The organism is Blautia aquisgranensis (genome assembly GCF_040096615.1).
Lineage (GTDB): Bacteria > Bacillota > Clostridia > Lachnospirales > Lachnospiraceae > Blautia_A > Blautia_A aquisgranensis.
This window is the reverse complement of sequence record NZ_JBBMEJ010000008.1, coordinates 120,236-136,326: the sequence shown is the minus strand read 5'-3', so window position 1 is coordinate 136,326 and position 16,091 is coordinate 120,236. Positions and strand designations below refer to the sequence as shown.

Here is a 16,091-nt window from a genome sequence, read left to right as displayed (position 1 = left end):
AACAAACGTGAATTGTGAGGAGATGATGCAGATTCCGGAGCTTTCAAAACACTTGAAACTGAAAGCAGGAAAGAGCGGCCTTCACCAGTTAGTCCGCTGGATCTATTTTGCGGACTGTCTGCAATGTGTCAAAAGCGAATACAGAATCGAAAACTATATCCATGGCGGTGAATTTGTGGTTCTGACCAATCCAAGCGTCACGGATGACCACCGGAAATTAATGTCACTGATTCATCAGATGTGTGAACATGGTATTACTGCCCTTGGAATCAATGAAGGGCAGATATCAGAAGAGCTGATGCAGTATTGCGAGAAAAAAAGCCTCCCGCTTTTTGAACTTCCGGAGAAATATCCCTTGATCGATCTGTCACAGATCATTTGCCGCAGGCTTGTGTTGGAAGAAAATGACAGGAATGCTTCGGAACAGTTGTTTTCGTCCATTCTGGATGCGGAGCACTTAAGCCGGGAACGGGTGCTGGCTCAGGCCAGATACCTGAACATTGATCTTGAGGGAAGCTTTTTTGTGGCTGAGTTTGCGTTTGAAAGCAATACAGAAAACGGATGTGAGAGTGAAGATTCTCTGACTGTGGGACGGAATGTGAAGCGAATGATCCGAAGCGAATTTTCCGATATTATCAAAGAAGAGCTTCTGATCCTTCCACAGGCAGGCTCCATTCTTGCACTGATTCCAGAAAGAGAATCCGAAGAAGAGATAAAAAAACTTCTTTACAGAATTGCGGATAAAGCACTAAAAGAATATGGAATGCTTCTCACGATAGGAGTGGGAAACAGCACGGCCTATCTGGATGAAGTAAGAAAAAGTCGTAATGAGGCCTCAGAAGCAATCAGAGCTGCAGCAGCGTCGGGGGCAAAAGGGCAGGTATTCTTTTTTAAAAATCAGGGAATCTACACCCTGCTTTCGCATGTGTATGATCCCAGAATTCTGGATGCGTATATGGAAGAACAGATTGGAAAGCTACGCAAAGCAGATGAACTTAATAACGGAAACTTAAGTGAAACACTGGAGAATTATTTAAATTGCAATTGTAATGCCAAAAAAACAGCAGAAGAAATGTTTCTCCACCGGAATACCCTGAATTACAGACTGAAAAAGATCCGTGAGATACTGGACTGCGATTTCGAAGATCTGGACACATGCCTTGGGCTGAAGCTGGCATTTCTGATCAGAAGATATCGAAACACTGTGCACCGTGCACAAAAAATATGATACCCCGGGCATATTGCTTTCAAATAGAAAAGTGCTATAATTTAGCTAAATCAAAAAAGAACAACAGACAAATGACAAAGGCGTCAGATAATTACTTATCTGGCGTCTGTTTTTTGTTTCGGGAGATAGAAGGAGGAGTACATTATGACAACAGCAGAATTAGCAACCGCATTACCAGAGATCGTAACCGCACAGGTACCAGGACCGAAATCAAAAGAGCTTCTGGACAGAAGAGATGAGGCAATCCCGAAAGCATTATGTGGAAAAACATATCCGATCTGCATCAAACAGGGATCAGGAGCAATGTTTGAAGACCTGGACGGAAATAAATTCCTTGACTGGGTCGGTGGTGTCGGTGTTCTGAATATCGGATACTCTAATCCGGAAGTAATCGAGGCAGTAAAGAAACAGACCGAGAAATATTTCCATACGATCTTTAATGTATATGTACATGACGGATATGTAACACTGGCAGAGAGACTGAATGAGATCATGCCATGTAAGGGAGACAAAAAGAAAACATATTTTGCAAACTCAGGAGCCGAGTGTGATGAGAACGCCATCAAGATCGCAAAAGCATTTACAAAGAGAAGCGGCGTGATCTGCTTCACAGGTGCATTCCATGGAAGAACAAACCTGACCATGGCACTGACCGCGAAAAAAGCATATGCCATTGGCATGGGACCGTTCCCGGCAGGAATCTTCCGTGCACCATATCCATATGTTTACCGTGCACCAAAAGGCTACACAGAGGCTGAGGCAATCCAGTATTACATAGATGAGCTCCAGAAAATTTTTGACGAGGGAGCACCGGCAAGCGAGATCGCATGTATGATCGTAGAGCCATTCCAGGGCGAGGGCGGATTTATCCCGGCACCGATCGAGTGGGTCAAAGCGGTCCGCAAGATCTGTGATGATAACGGAATCCTGATGATCGCAGATGAGGTTCAGTGCGGTAACTGCAGAACCGGTAAATATTACGCATCTGAGTACTGGGCAGAGGCAGGTGCAGCACCGGATATCATCACAACAGCAAAATCCCTTGGCGCAGGCCTTCCAATCTCAGCGATCACAGCAAGAGCAGAGATCATGGATGCAGCACCGGCAGGAACCATCGGCGGAACCTTCTGCGGTAACCCGGTTTCCTGTGCAGCAGCTCTGGCTGTTATGGATGTGATGAAACGTGACGACTATGCCGGAAAAGCAAGACACATCGGCGAAGTTGTGATGAAACGCTACAAAGAGCTTCAGGAAAAATATCCGGTTATTGGTGATGTCCGTGGACTTGGCGCGATGATCGGTATCGAGCTTGTAAAAGACAAAGAGACAAAAGAGCCTGCTACAGAGCTCGCAGCCAGACTGATCCAGAATGCGATCCAGAAAGGACTTCTCCTTGAAAACTGTGGAACAGCCGGCAATGTAGTTCGTTTCCTCGCACCGCTTACCATGACAGATGAGCAGATGGAGAAAGGGCTGGAGATTTTCGAGGCATCTCTGAAAGAAGCAATGGAAGCATAAATAAAATCTGAAGATCCGCTGTTCTGCCTGCAAGGATGCAGGAAAATGAGCAGCGGATTTTTGTCTGTATAGATGGGAAAAAGAGGAGGTTTTATATGGAACAGAAATCAAAGTTTGATAAAGTAATGGGTGCCTGGGACATCCTGGTCATTGCTTTCGGAGCGATGATCGGATGGGGCTGGGTCATTAACTCCGGAGACTGGATCACAACAGCCGGTTTTGCCGGCTCCATGATCGCCATGCTGATCGGTGGAGTGATGGTATTCTTTGTGGGACTCATCTATGCAGAGCTGACATCTGCAATGCCGCAGTGCGGTGGTGAGCATGTGTTCAGCTACCGCGCCATGGGACCTACAGGGTCTTTTGTTTGTACCTGGATGATCATTCTGGGATATGTGGCAACACGACCATTATTCTTGGTGTGGGCGTTGCGATCCTGATCACGATCATCAATATCAAGGGTGCAAAAACAGCAGCGATCCTCCAGACTGTTCTGACAGCCATCATTGCCATCGCCGGAATCCTTCTGGTAGTTGGTTCTGCCGTAAATGGAGATGCCGGAAATATTACAGGCCAGATGTGGGAAAGCGGAGCAGGAAATACACTGGGAAGTGTGTTTAAGGTAGCCTGCATGACACCGTTCCTTTTCATTGGATTTGATGTTATCCCACAGGCAGCCGAGGAGATCGATGTTCCCTATAAGAAGATCGGAAAGCTTGGAAAAAACAAAACTCCGGGAGCCGCGATCATTTTCTGCGGAATCGCCTGCGTGGCAGCTCCGTTCTTCGGAAGAGGCGTTCTTGTATGGCTGGTTGATGCAGCATCTTTTGGCTGCGTGATTGCCTATATGTTTGTGTCCATTTCCTTCTGTATTCTCCGGAAAAAGAAACCGGAGATGGAAAGACCATACAAGGTAAAAGCCGGTGGCTTTGTAGGTGCGATGGCTGTGATCATGGCCGGATTCATGACACTTCTCTATATCATTCCTGCATCCTTCTCCGCAGCACTGGTATGGCAGGAATGGGTCGTAGTAGGAATCTGGCTTGCACTTGGCGTATTTTTCTACTTTTATTCCAAGAAAAAATACGGCGAGGAATTTGGCCGCGATATCTTTATTGTAGATGAGACAAAGGCTGCACCGGAAGAACCGGTGGCACTGCCTGACGCAAAGTATCCGGACAGACATTTTGTTATTACGGTTGGATGTGAGTATGGAAGCGGCGGTCCGGAGATCGCCAGAATGGTTGCAGATTATTTCGGAATAGAGTATTACGACAGAGACCTGGTAGATAAAGTTGTTCAGGAAATCGGTGTTGACAAGGGACTGGTAGAGGAAGCAGATACCAGGATCGGTGTCCGTTATGCGTTTGATACCTCCTATGGTGTCCGTTACGCAAACCTTTCCAACCGAGTTATTGATGCTCAGTTCCAGGCTATCCATGAATTTGCAAAGAATTCCTGCGTGATCGTAGGACGAAGCAGCGATTATATCCTGAAAGACAGCCAGGATGTGATGAACATATTCATCTATGCACCGAAGACTGATGAGATTGCGGCCGTAATGAAAAAGACCGGCTTAAATCAGCACAAAGCTGAGGAAGAATGGGAAAATGTAGAAAAATCCCAGCACGCAAGACACGAGTACATCACAGGCAAAAAACGTGGTGACCGTCATACCCGCGATGTCCTTTTAAACAGCAGTCTTCTTGGCTGGGAAGCAACCGCTCAGTTTATTGAAGAACTGGTAGAGCGGAAGTTTGATCTGAAGGATGAGAAAGAACTTCTGAAGGAAGCTTAGAAATATGTACTTTCATTTTTCTGAAGAAAATATTTCCAGTGCATCCGTCCGCTTAAGATAAGGGTCAGGAATTCCGCTGCCGGAACTGCCAGCCATACGCCTGTGATTCCCAGAAAATACGGGAACGTAAACAGGCAGATTACCAGAAAGAACAGGGTTCTGGAAAAGGAAAGGATCGCAGAAATTTTTCCATTGGACAGGGCTGTGAAAATTCCTGATGAAATAATATTAATTCCACTGAATAAAAAGTTGATCGCAAAGATCCGGAAACCATCCGCTGCAAGCCGGAAGGTATCCGGGTCTTTTGTAAATACGGATACAATAGGGCGTGAGCAGATAAGCGAGAGGCTTACGATCACTACGGAGGAGATGCAGGTGAACATCATAATGATCTTATAGGTTTTCCGGAGACGGGATTTTTGAACGGCTCCATACTGGAAACCGATCACCGGACTGACCCCGATGGACAGTCCCAGATAAAAAGCATTAAACAGAAACTGTCCGTATAAAAGAATGCTGATAGCTGCAACTCCTGCGGAGCCTGCAAGGCGGATCAGGATAATATTAAACAAAAAGGTTACAATGGAGTTGGAAAGCTGGCTCACCATCTCGGAGGAACCGTTGTAGCAGGCTTCACCGATGATCTTAAGGTTGAATTTAAAAGGTGTAAAATACAGTTCTGTGCTGCGTGTGAAAAAGAAAATGATTCCCACAACAGCAGGTAAGGTCTGGCCGATTCCTGTGGCAAGGGCAGCGCCGCCGATTCCCATATGTAGCGGTACGATCAGAACATAATCCAGTACAGCGTTTAATATCCCGGCCCCGATCATAAGAAAAAGCCCGAGATGCGGTTTTCCGGCAGTGACAAAAAAGCATTGGAAAAAGGTCTGAAGCATGCAGGCAGGCGCGAACAGAATCAGAATCTTCAGATAAATCTGAGCATCAGAGAGCAATGCATCTGTAGAGCCAAGTGCACGGCAGATCGGGGTGAGAAAAATAAACACGATGGCCATGATCAGGACACTGAAAAGAAGTCCGAGCACGACAAACTGTGTCATAAACGCCCGGGATTCTTTGGGCTTTCCCTGCCCAAGATAATTACTGATAATGGCATTGCCACCAGTAGAGAGCATAGTAGCTACCGCAACAACAAGTCCCTCGACCGGATATACGATATTAAGGGAAGAAAGTGCATTACTTCCGACGAAACGGGAAACAAAAATTCCGTCCACAATGGTGTAACATGACATGAACACCATCATGATGATAGACGGCATAGCGAATTTCAACAGGCCTTTGGCCGTGAAATCCTGATTTATAGATGAACTCATAGGAACCTCCTTATATGATATTTTTTCTTGACTTTTCCTAGCATATACTATAGGGTAACCCTATAGTCAAGGAGGAAATTTTTATGATTCGTGATACCTATATGACGACCGGAGAGTTTGCGAAGCTGATGAAGATATCCAAACACACATTGTTTCATTATGATGAGATCGGACTTTTTTGCCCGGAAGCACTGGGAGAGAACGGATACCGTTACTATTCAATCTATCAGATGGAAACCCTGGACACTATTCTGCTGCTGAAAAAAACAGGAATGTCGCTTCAGGAGATCAAAGCCTTTCTGGAAAAAAGAAGCGCGGATAATTTTATAAAGACCTTTGAGATCAAACAAAGGGAGATCGACCGGGAGATCCGGCGGCTTCAGTCTATGAAGGAATGGATGACACAGAGAAAAAATAAGATCCAGTATGCACAGAACTGTGATTTTTCGGAGCTCAGAACGATCCATCATCCCAGAAGATATTATCTGTATGAGGATGTCACGGAAATGACAGATAAAGGCTTTTTCCTGAAGATCAATGAGCTGGTGGAAAGGCTGGAACGACAGGATACGGAGTGTGATTATGATGTTGCCTATATGCAGTATCCACAGGAGATCAATCAGGGAATCTATGATGGATACCACAATGCGATTCTTCTTCTGTCAAAGAAAATCCGGGATCCGCAGATTCGGGTACTGCCGGAGGGAGAGTATCTCACAGCTTATCATATCGGACACTGGGAGACGATCGGCGAAGCGTATAAAAGACTGGATATGTATAGGGAAGGGCATCATATATGTACAGAGGGAAATTATCTGGAATACTATGTTGTAGATAATTTTACGGCAAAAGGCATCGAAGATTATGTCACGGAAATTTCCATAAAGATCGCAGAAAAAGCAGATAAATAAAATATAAAAGAATCAAATATGGAAAAGCAGCTTTTATACGGATAACCAATATCTGTGCAGAGCTGCTTTTTTATATTGACAAAATAGGAAAAACAAATATAATTATCAATGGTAATTAACAAAGATAACTATATAAGGAGCTTTTGCAGATGACAAACGAAAAGATCAAGCAGATGCTTGATGCCTGTTATCAGGCGAAGCGGATCCGGGAAATGCTTCCGCCGCTGCCGGAAGGTGTCATGCCATCGTATATCCGTTATCTGGATTTTATTCAGATGCTGGAGAAAAAAGGAATGCAGGTAAGAACCTCAGATTTAAGTGAGGCCATGGAGCTCCCAAGACCGGGAGTTACCAGAACCGTAAAAGAAATGGAAGCAAAAGGCTATCTGGAAAAAACTGCTTCCAGAGAAGATGGACGTGTCACTTACCTATCCGTCACAGATGCGGGGAAAAAGCTCTCCGCGAAGTATAACGAGAATTACTTTAATGGCCTGGTTCCTTATCTGGAAGGAATCTCAGAGGAGGAAGCAGACAATATGATCCGCACCATTGAGAAGTTTTATCAGGTGATGTGTGAGAGGAGGGAACATTATGACAAATGATAAAGCAGATTTTACCCAGGGAAGTATCCTGAAGAAACTGGTTGCATTTATGATGCCGGTGCTTGGCGCGCTGATCCTGCAGGCGGCCTATGGTGCTGTGGACCTTTTAGTAGTCGGAAGATTTGGTTCCACATCAGGACTTTCCGCCGTTTCCACAGGAAGTCAGGTACTGAACCTGGTTACTTTTGTAGTTGTCCAGTTCGCAATGGGAATCACTGTTCTCATTGCCCGTTATTTGGGAGAAAAGAAAACACAGCAGATCGGGGCGGTCATCGGCGGCGGAGCCATTGTATTTGCAATGATCTCTGTTGTACTGCTTTTCGTTATGGTATGCTTTGCACATCCGATCTCAGTGCTTATGCAGGCACCGGCAGAGGCTGTTGATCTGACTGCAAGCTATGTACGGATCTGCGGTGGAGGTATTTTCTTTATTGTAGCATACAACCTTCTGGCTGCCATATTCCGAGGACTTGGAGACAGTAAATCACCACTTCTTTTTGTGCTGATCGCATGTATCGTAAACGTGTTCGGAGATCTGATCCTGGTTGCCGGACTTCATCTGGATGCGGCAGGTGCTGCGATTGCAACGGTTCTGGCACAGGCGCTCAGTGTTGTATTTGCGATCGTTCTTTTGCTCAAAAAGGATCTGCCATTTACAATTACTAAAAAAGATTTCCGTCTGAATTCCCAGTGTAAAAGATTTCTGGCGATCGGACTGCCGCTGGCACTTCAGGAGTTTCTGACACAGGTATCCTTCCTGGCACTGTGTGCTTTTGTCAACCGTCTTGGACTGGAAGCATCCTCCGGATACGGAGTTGCCTGCAAGATCGTAAACTTTGCCATGCTGGTGCCAAGTGCCCTGATGCAGTCCATGGCATCCTTCGTCTCACAGAATGTAGGAGCCGGAAAACCGAAACGTGCGAAGAAATCCATGTTTACCGGAATCGGGGTGGGGCTGGTCGTAGGCTGCCTGGTATTTATGCTTGTCATGCTGAAAGGTGACCTTCTGGCAGGATTTTTCTCAACCGATCCGGCAGTTATCCAGAATGGATACGATTATCTGAAAGGTTTTGCGCCGGAGACTATCGTAACGGCGATTATGTTCAGTATGGTCGGATACTTTAACGGAAATAATAAAACGATCTGGGTTATGACACAGGGAATGATCCAGACGCTTCTGGTACGACTGCCGCTGGCATATTTTATGAGTATTCAGCCGAATGCAAGCCTTACAAAGATTGGTCTGGCAGCGCCGGTATCTACAACAGTGGGAATCATACTTAATGTGGGATTTTTTATATATTTCACCCGTTCCCAGAGAAGGGAAAGCGAAAAACAGCAGTAATTTTTCGCACAGTTATTTATAAAATTCAGTTCTCTGAAGCTGTGTATAAGGCCGCATGTTCCGTATGGAATGTGCGGCTTTTGGCGTTATATTCACATATAGAATATGTTATTTTTTACAGATACGTATGGTATAATTAAAAAATATTAAGCGAAAGCGCAAAGTAGGGATAAAGTATTGGATTTCAAAAATAAAAAGAAACGGGCAGTTTTGCTGCTGTGTAATATTTTCCTGATCCTGGCGATGATCATTTCGGTCTGGATCTACTCCGGATATATATCGAAATCGCAGTCAGAGATCAAGAGAACAGATTTTATAAGAACAATTGAATCCATGAAGCGGGTATCACAGAATTATCTGAATGAAGAGAAGGGCTATGTGAAGGACTGGGCGGCCTATATTTCAGAACATGATATGACTATGGAAGAAGCTCTGGATTTTTTACGCAGCGTTAATACCAATGAAGAACGGTTTGTTCATATTATAGATATGGATTCCTATGAGGCTTATTCGGCCTATTATCCAAAAGGTGAGGAACAGGGGACAGGTTTGAAATCCTTGGTAAATATCGTCTGCAGGAGACCAAGTCCAGGGCGGTCGGCATCTATGAGATCGCAGAATTTTATTGAATATATACGTGGCTATAATTTTCAGGACGATTATAATGAAGGAACGATTACCTTTGCCATGCAGGAAGAATGGTATTCCTGTGTGAATAAATATATAGCAGGAGATTGCGCGGATGAGAAGGAAGCTGCGGCAGATTTTGTGGAGCTGTGCAGTAAGTAAACAATAATGATAAAGGGTGAGAAGTTCAAAAAAGCTTCGCACCCTTTTGGATTATTTAGCAGCCGAATAATTCGGCTGTTTTTTTCATGCGCTCTGCGATCGGAACGCCGAATGGACAGCGGGATTCGCAGGCCTGACATCCGATACATTCAGAAGCTTTATGTTTCAGAAGCTCGTAATGAGACTGGATGGTTGCAGGCACGGAAGGCTGCATGGTAGCCAGATCATAGAATTTATTGATCATTGCGATATCCAGGTCAGATACGCAGGGCTTGCAGTGTCCACAGTAGGTACATTCTCCGCGGTAGGAATGCAGTGGTGCATTGGCAAGTATGGATGCATAGTCCTTTTCCTCTTCGGAAGCATTCTCATAAGCAGTGGCAGCATCGATCTGTTCCTTTGTGTCATATCCGCACATAATGGAACAGACAGCAGGACGTGTCAGCGCATAGTGGATACACTGGATCGGTGTCAGGGTTACTCCAAACGGAGAGCGTTTTTCATCAAAAAGCCGGCCTCCGGCAAAGCCCTTCATAACAGTGATTCCCACATCATTCTGTTCGCAGACATTATATAAATGTGCACGGTCCGGATCGATTCCCTTGAGCTGGGAGTCAAATTCCTCAGCAAACATGGTATCGATATTTTCACTGGCAGGAAGCATGTCAAAAGCAGGATTGATGCTGAAAAGAATCATCTCCACATATCCGGATTCGGCTGCTTTGACTGCTACTTTCGGATTATGGGAGCTCATGCCGATGTGACGGATCACACCTTTGTCCTTTAATTCCATGATATAGTCCAGATAATCGGAATGCTGGATCTGTTCCCATTCCTCTTCAGAATCAACATAGTGGATCATTCCAAGATCAATATAATCCGTCTGCAGACGTTTTAACAGATCCTCAAATGCAGGGCGGACATATTTCATATCTCTGGTACGAAAATACTGTTCATCCTTCCAGGTGGAACCAATATGTCCCTGGATAAACCACTGACTGCGGTTATCCTTGATTCCTTTTCCGATGATATCTCTGGATTTCGGGTCCGCCATCCAGCAGTCCAGAATGTTGATTCCTTTTGAGGAGGCATAGTGGATCAGTTCAATGCTTTCCTCCTCCGGATGCCGCTCCAGCCATTCGCCGCCGAAGCCGATCTCGCTTACCTGGAGATCTGTTTTTCCTAATCTGCGGGTTTTCATTATCGAATTCCTCCTTATGTACAAGAATATTTTTATTGTACCATAAAAGTAAGAATTCAGATAGATACACAAAACATAAAGACAGAGAAAGGAAAGCAGAAATGGAGCAGAAAACATTACTTTTTACAGATCAGAAAATAAAAGAGATGATCATTCCACTTTTTCTGGAACAGCTGCTGCTGTTTTCAGTTGGCTTTTCTGTTGTGATAATGCTGTTTGTATTGGTGGGAAACCGGTGGATGCTGCAGCTTCTGTTCGGAAAGGTAGAGGCTCCTGTAATGGATGCCTGTGTGACTTATCTTCGAATCTCTGCCTATTCTTATCCGGCTCTGGCGATATACAATGCCGGTGCAGCTGTGTATCGAAACCTTGGAAAGACAAATGTGACCATTGGTAATCTGGCTGGTACTGATCCACAATGTTTTCAATGCGACAGCGTATCCTTTTTCGGGTGCCTTAAGTAACGGACTGCGCTCAGCAGGGGATGTGAAGTTTACCATGTATGTTTCAATCATCTCCACGATCGTAGTGCGGCTCTTTTTATCCTGGCTTCTCGGCATCGTATTTGGCATGGGAGTGATTGGTATTGCACTTGCAATGGTAAGTGACTGGATCGTCAGAGCCGTGATCTTCCTGTGGAGACAGAAATCCGGAAAGTGGAAAAATTTCCAGATGATCTGAGGCAGGAAAAGAATAATATGTGTGGAAGATATGAGGCATATATTACCGTAAGGGTTGTATTTACTTGGATAAATCAGGTATAATAACAAAATATAAATGAAAAAATAAGGGGAACAAAAAATGAGTTTGTTATTAGGAATCATATATCTTTCATTTATCAGCCTTGGGCTTCCGGACGCGCTTCTTGGAGCGGCATGGCCGGATATGTATCCGGAATTCCAGGTTCCGGTATCTTACGCGGGAATGATATCCATGATCATTGCGTTTGGAACGATCATTTCCAGTCTGCAGAGTGACCGTCTTACGAAGAAATTCGGGACAGGCAAAGTAACCGCAGTAAGTGTAGGAATCACAGCTTTTGCACTGTGGGGATTTTCAATCAGCCACAGTTTCTGGATGCTGTGTTTATGGGCGATACCGTATGGACTTGGCGCAGGAAGTGTAGATGCCTCTCTGAACAACTATGTGGCTTTACATTATGCAAGTAAGCATATGAGCTGGCTGCATTGCATGTGGGGCGTTGGCGCGACACTGGGACCATACATTATGGGAGCAGTGCTTACCGGAGGTGCGACCTGGAACAGTGGATACCGGATCATATCTCTGCTGCAGATCGTACTCACAGCTGTTCTTGTATTCAGCCTTCCAAAATGGAAGAAACAGAGTGGATCAGAAGAGGAACAGGCAAAAAGCAAGTCTCTTTCACTTCGTGAGATCATTGCCATTCCAGGGGCAAAGGCAATCATGCTTTGTTTTTTCTGCTATTGTGCAGTGGAGCAGACAACAATGCTCTGGGCGAGCAGCTATCTGAACCTGGCAAAAGGTGTGGATGCAGAAACAGCCGCTTCTTTTGCGGGAATGTTCTGCATTGGTATTACGATCGGACGTGGTATCAATGGTTTTATTGCCATGAAGCTTAAAGATGCACAGATGATCCGGATGGGACAGGCAATTATTTTTGCGGGAATCCTGATCATGCTGCTTCCTTTTGGAAAAACCGCTTCTCTGATTGGATTTTCCCTGATCGGACTTGGCTGTGCGCCGGTATATCCATGTATCATTCATTCCACACCGGAACATTTTGGAGCGGAACGTTCCCAGGCAATCATTGGGGTGCAGATGGCAAGTGCTTACATAGGAACCTGTCTGATGCCGCCACTGTTTGGTCTGATTGCAAATCACATATCTATCCGGTTATTGCCGGTATATCTGCTGATCCTGCTTGTGTTAATGACATATATGCATGAATTATTGAACAGGAGGAAATAATTTTATGGTAAAAATAATCTCAGACAGTACCTGCGATCTTTCACCGGATCTTTTACAAAAGTATGATATTGATATTCTGCCGCTTCACATTCTGCTTGGAGAAAAGGAATACAGGGACGGCAGGGATATCACTCCGGATGAGATATTTGCGTGGTCCGATGCGAATAAGACAACTCCGAAGACTTCTGCACCGTCGCTTATGGATGCGGTGGAGATGTTGAAGCCTTATGTCAGTGAACAGAGAGAGGTTATCTGCTTTTCCATTTCCTATGGTATGTCCACATCCGGGAATGTTATGCGTCTGGCAGCAGAAGAGCTGGAGGCCTCCGATCTTGTGACAGTGATCAATTCGGCAAATCTTTCTACAGGAATCGGTCTTCTCGTTATTGAAGCAGCGATCATGGCGCAGGAAGGAAAAACTGCCGGAGAGATCACAGCAGTAATCGAAGATCTGAAGCCAAAAGTACGCGCAAGTTTTGTGGTGGATACGCTGGTATATCTTTATCGTGGCGGGCGCTGCAATGCTGTTTCGGCCATGGCGGGAAGTGTTCTGAAGCTGCATCCCAAGATCGTTGTGGAAAATGGTGCAATGGATGCTTCCAAGAAATATCGTGGAAAACTTTCAAAGGTGATTACAGCGTATGTGAAAGATATGGAAGAAGAACTGAAGGCTGCCCGTCCTGACCGCGTCTTTATTACACATTCCGGTTGTGACAGAGAAGTTGTGGAAGCAGTACGCACATATCTTGAAAATCTTGGAGTTTTTAAAGAAGTCCTTGAGACACGTGCAGGTGGAGTTATTTCCTGTCACTGCGGACCGGGTACTCTGGGCGTGCTGTTTATTTCGCAATAGAGTCAAAGCCTGAAAATAATAAGGAAGGTAGAAGGTGTGGTTCATACAAAGAAGATAATCAAGGAAACATTCTGGGAAATACCGGAAGAAAAGCCGTACAATAAGATCACGGTACAGGATATTGTAAATCGCTGTCAGGTTAACCGAAATACATTTTATTATCATTTTCAGGATATTCCGACATTGATGATAGATTCTATCGAGGATTGGATGGCGGATGTAATTCAAAAATACGGAACACTTGAATCGCCGGCAGATTGTCTCACCTATATGGCACAGGAGTGCATGAAAAGAAAATCAAGTCCTATAAATGTATATTTGTGGGAAGCCTGTTAGACTGGCTGGTTCTGGTGGTAAGCTATCATCATCGTGGAGCGCAGAGCTTCCAGTAAGGTTTTTTCGCGGATATTGGAATCGACGGATCTTTTTGTAAACACCGGTCCGCTGCTCCGGAGTGGGGAGGAGTTCCGGTGCAGCGTCATTTCCTACCGGCATATAATGAAAATACCATACAAAATATGCTCCCAGATCGATCATGGAATCATAGAATTCTTCTGAAGTAATGGATTCATAGTTTGCACTGGTATAACAACAGGAAATGTCATAGATCAGTTTTTTCTCACGGAGAAGAGACATGGCGTTTGTCACCTTCGGGTAAACACCGTCACCACGGCGGCCGTCTGTTGCTTCTTCAAATCCCTCAAGAGAAATGGCAGGAACAAAATTTCCTACCCGGAGCATCTCGTCAGCGAATTCCTCGTCAATGAGAGTGGCATTTGTGAAGCATAAAAATACGCAGTCAGAATGCTTTTCGCAGAGACGGATCAGGTCTTTTTTTCGTACAAGCGGTTCGCCACCGGTATAGATGTACATGTAGACACCGAGCTTTTTTCCTTTGGCCAGCCAACCAGTGTAGCATTAATAAAGAAATTGACAGCAAGAGTTTTGGCAACATTAGGGTCAACATCTGTAAAAATTTTGCGGATATAGGAATAATAAGGATGTTCCGGGTTTTCGATTGCTTCACGGATCGTTTTTCGCTGGGAAGGAAATCCACCTTTGGAAAATTTATCTGCCCAGTCCATCAGCTTTGACATGTTCTTATCGGGATCTTTGTAGATGTAGTTAAAGGTATGCTCGATTCCAAGCTTTTTTAAGGTGTTTGCTGCATTCATAATGATATTCTCCTTTGTAAAAAATTAGTTATTTTGATAGCTGTTTCTCATTCAGATAATGATAGTCAGGCAGCTGGGCGGTATGTTTTACAATGTAATGGCGCATACATCCTTCGGCCAGAAGTGCACAGCCTGCAAAGAAAAGTGTATTTTTCAAGATCACTATAACGCCAAAAGCGCCGGACACCAGAATATAGCCGGTACATGCAATTTTTATCTGCTTCAGAAATATCACCTCGTTCGTTCAATGAATATGTGGACATATTAAGGCAGAAGTCTAGGATGAACAATGGACAAATGGGACTGGGATATCTGAAGACCAGACATGAAGAGATGATTTGTCTATATTTACCAGGTTTACAACTAAAGAATGTAAACCATAGTTTAAAACTCGGGTTGACAATTCTTTCCGGTTGTGATATAAAAAGAAAGTCATAACACATAATCTTTACGGGAAGAGGAGACATTATTATGAATCAGTCTTATGCAGAAAGCTCTGCTTCAGAGCGAAAGTTTACAACCAGAGAGATGGTACTGGTTGGTATGTTTGCAGCAGTTCTGGCAGTAATCTCACAGATATCACTGCCAATGCCGACAGGTGTTCCGATCACGATTCAGGTATTCGGTGTGGCACTTGTAGGAGCAGTGCTTGGTTCCAGACTTGGAACGATGGCAACTGTGGTTTACGTTCTGTTGGGGGCGATCGGACTTCCGATCTTTGCTAATTTCACCGGTGGAATCAGCAGTATTGTAGGTGTTACCGGAGGATATATCTGGGCATGGCCGTTTATGACATGGCTCAGCGGAATCCGTCCGAAGACTGATAATAAAACAAAAAATCTGGCGATCTCAATCGGATTTTCGCTGATCGGTCTTCTGCTCGTTGAGATCATCGGTGGTTTACAGTGGCATTTTGTTGGCGGTTCCATGAGTATTTCAGCAATTGCTGTATATTCTTTAACTGCTTTCATTCCAAAAGATATCGTGATTACAGTTCTTGCTGTATTACTTGCAATTCCGATCCGAAAAGGAATCAACAATGCAGGAAACAGATAAGAAACAATATGTTAAGATTCACGGCATCGGACTTGATAAAGAAGGACGATGCAGGCATTACCATACCAGCCTTGATATAGCCGCATTACTCTGTGCAGAATGCAGAAAATATTATGCATGCTATTCCTGTCATGACGAAATCGAAGATCATCCCTTTGCAGCGACAGCGCCGGAAGAAGAATATCCGGTTCTCTGCGGAAGCTGTAAGAGGAAGCTCACCCGCGGGGAATACAAGCAAGGCAGCTGCCCTTACTGCCATGCCGATTTTAATCCTCGGTGCAGCTTACATGAAAATATTTATTTTGCCTGTGGGGAATAGAGCACATTCGAATAA

The 16,091-nt window shown here is 44.6% G+C and carries 20 protein-coding genes; 15 read left to right on the top strand and 5 right to left on the bottom strand.

Annotation, left to right across the window (positions count from 1 at the left end; genetic code table 11):
• The first annotated feature begins 7 nt into the window (after positions 1-7).
• From WMO28_RS08410 to WMO28_RS08395, 4 genes are all read left to right on the top strand, one after another.
• Positions 8-1,228: a PucR family transcriptional regulator gene (locus WMO28_RS08410; RefSeq protein WP_349056667.1), complete on the top strand. Its 1,221-nt coding sequence runs from the start codon at positions 8-10 to the stop codon at positions 1,226-1,228.
• Positions 1,229-1,372: 144 nt separating this feature from the next.
• Positions 1,373-2,746: an aspartate aminotransferase family protein gene (locus WMO28_RS08405; RefSeq protein WP_349056666.1), complete on the top strand. Its 1,374-nt coding sequence runs from the start codon at positions 1,373-1,375 to the stop codon at positions 2,744-2,746.
• Positions 2,747-2,841: 95 nt separating this feature from the next.
• Positions 2,842-3,186 carry an amino acid permease gene (locus WMO28_RS08400; RefSeq protein ID WP_349056665.1) on the top strand — a complete coding sequence of 115 codons (345 nt, stop codon included), beginning with the start codon at positions 2,842-2,844 and terminating at the stop codon, positions 3,184-3,186.
• The gene (locus tag WMO28_RS08395) at positions 3,114-4,544 is read left to right on the top strand and encodes an amino acid permease (RefSeq protein ID WP_349056664.1); all 1,431 of its coding nucleotides are present in this window, start codon (positions 3,114-3,116) and stop codon (positions 4,542-4,544) included. The genes WMO28_RS08400 and WMO28_RS08395 overlap by 73 nt, the downstream gene beginning before the upstream one ends.
• On the opposite strand, the gene WMO28_RS08390 is transcribed toward WMO28_RS08395, so the two are convergent.
• The gene (locus WMO28_RS08390; protein WP_349056663.1) at positions 4,541-5,875 is read right to left on the bottom strand and encodes an MATE family efflux transporter; all 1,335 of its coding nucleotides are present in this window, start codon (positions 5,873-5,875) and stop codon (positions 4,541-4,543) included. The genes WMO28_RS08395 and WMO28_RS08390 overlap by 4 nt on opposite strands.
• Before the next feature lie 83 nt (positions 5,876-5,958).
• Between WMO28_RS08390 and WMO28_RS08385 the strand changes: the two genes are divergently transcribed.
• The 4 genes from WMO28_RS08385 to WMO28_RS08370 all read left to right on the top strand — a co-directional run bounded on the left by WMO28_RS08385 (position 5,959) and on the right by WMO28_RS08370 (position 9,522).
• Positions 5,959-6,786 carry a MerR family transcriptional regulator gene (locus tag WMO28_RS08385; protein WP_349056662.1) on the top strand — a complete coding sequence of 276 codons (828 nt, stop codon included), beginning with the start codon at positions 5,959-5,961 and terminating at the stop codon, positions 6,784-6,786.
• A 149-nt stretch (positions 6,787-6,935) separates the two neighbouring features.
• Positions 6,936-7,388, top strand: coding sequence for a MarR family winged helix-turn-helix transcriptional regulator (locus tag WMO28_RS08380; protein ID WP_349056661.1), 453 nt, complete (start codon positions 6,936-6,938; stop codon positions 7,386-7,388).
• Positions 7,378-8,733, top strand: a complete 1,356-nt coding sequence (locus WMO28_RS08375; RefSeq protein WP_349056659.1) for an MATE family efflux transporter — start codon at positions 7,378-7,380, stop codon at positions 8,731-8,733. Before WMO28_RS08380 ends, WMO28_RS08375 begins: the two co-directional genes overlap by 11 nt.
• A 177-nt stretch (positions 8,734-8,910) precedes the next feature.
• Complete coding sequence (locus WMO28_RS08370) at positions 8,911-9,522, top strand: hypothetical protein (protein ID WP_349056658.1); 612 nt, start codon at positions 8,911-8,913, stop codon at positions 9,520-9,522.
• A 55-nt stretch (positions 9,523-9,577) separates the two neighbouring features.
• Here WMO28_RS08370 and WMO28_RS08365 read toward each other — a convergent pair whose 3' ends face one another.
• On the bottom strand, positions 9,578-10,723 hold the full coding sequence (locus tag WMO28_RS08365; RefSeq protein ID WP_119239637.1) for an aldo/keto reductase: 1,146 nt from the start codon (positions 10,721-10,723) through the stop codon (positions 9,578-9,580).
• Between the two features lie 101 nt (positions 10,724-10,824).
• On the opposite strand from WMO28_RS08365, the gene WMO28_RS08360 reads away from it, so the two are divergent.
• From WMO28_RS08360 to WMO28_RS08340, 5 genes are all read left to right on the top strand, one after another.
• Positions 10,825-11,187 (top strand): MATE family efflux transporter, encoded by a 363-nt coding sequence (locus WMO28_RS08360; protein WP_349056657.1) that lies wholly within the window; start codon positions 10,825-10,827, stop codon positions 11,185-11,187.
• A gap of 34 nt (positions 11,188-11,221) precedes the next feature.
• A complete protein-coding gene (locus WMO28_RS08355; protein WP_349056676.1) occupies positions 11,222-11,404 on the top strand; it encodes a hypothetical protein in 183 nt (60 codons plus the stop codon).
• A gap of 120 nt (positions 11,405-11,524) precedes the next feature.
• Entirely contained in the window at positions 11,525-12,673 is a 1,149-nt protein-coding gene (locus WMO28_RS08350) for an MFS transporter (RefSeq protein WP_178644478.1), read from the top strand.
• A 4-nt stretch (positions 12,674-12,677) separates the two neighbouring features.
• Positions 12,678-13,526 carry a DegV family protein gene (locus WMO28_RS08345; RefSeq protein ID WP_349056656.1) on the top strand — a complete coding sequence of 283 codons (849 nt, stop codon included), beginning with the start codon at positions 12,678-12,680 and terminating at the stop codon, positions 13,524-13,526.
• A gap of 36 nt (positions 13,527-13,562) precedes the next feature.
• Positions 13,563-13,862: a TetR family transcriptional regulator gene (locus WMO28_RS08340; RefSeq protein ID WP_349056655.1), complete on the top strand. Its 300-nt coding sequence runs from the start codon at positions 13,563-13,565 to the stop codon at positions 13,860-13,862.
• On the opposite strand, the gene WMO28_RS08335 is transcribed toward WMO28_RS08340, so the two are convergent.
• From WMO28_RS08335 to WMO28_RS08325, 3 genes are read right to left on the bottom strand one after another with little or no spacing between them, the layout of a single operon-like run.
• A complete protein-coding gene (locus tag WMO28_RS08335) occupies positions 13,824-14,399 on the bottom strand; it encodes a radical SAM protein (protein ID WP_349056654.1) in 576 nt (191 codons plus the stop codon). The two genes, WMO28_RS08340 and WMO28_RS08335, sit on opposite strands and share 39 nt — an antisense overlap.
• Positions 14,351-14,701 carry a hypothetical protein gene (locus WMO28_RS08330; protein ID WP_349056653.1) on the bottom strand — a complete coding sequence of 117 codons (351 nt, stop codon included), beginning with the start codon at positions 14,699-14,701 and terminating at the stop codon, positions 14,351-14,353. The genes WMO28_RS08335 and WMO28_RS08330 overlap by 49 nt, the downstream gene beginning before the upstream one ends.
• Positions 14,702-14,729: 28 nt before the next feature.
• Entirely contained in the window at positions 14,730-14,936 is a 207-nt protein-coding gene (locus WMO28_RS08325; RefSeq protein WP_173737344.1) for a hypothetical protein, read from the bottom strand.
• 236 nt (positions 14,937-15,172) lie between these two features.
• Between WMO28_RS08325 and WMO28_RS08320 the strand changes: the two genes are divergently transcribed.
• Both WMO28_RS08320 and WMO28_RS08315 read left to right on the top strand, forming a co-directional pair.
• Positions 15,173-15,757, top strand: a complete 585-nt coding sequence (locus WMO28_RS08320) for a biotin transporter BioY (protein WP_178644472.1) — start codon at positions 15,173-15,175, stop codon at positions 15,755-15,757.
• A complete protein-coding gene (locus tag WMO28_RS08315; RefSeq protein WP_178644470.1) occupies positions 15,741-16,076 on the top strand; it encodes a CHY zinc finger protein in 336 nt (111 codons plus the stop codon). The genes WMO28_RS08320 and WMO28_RS08315 overlap by 17 nt, the downstream gene beginning before the upstream one ends.
• Positions 16,077-16,091 lie beyond the last annotated feature (15 nt).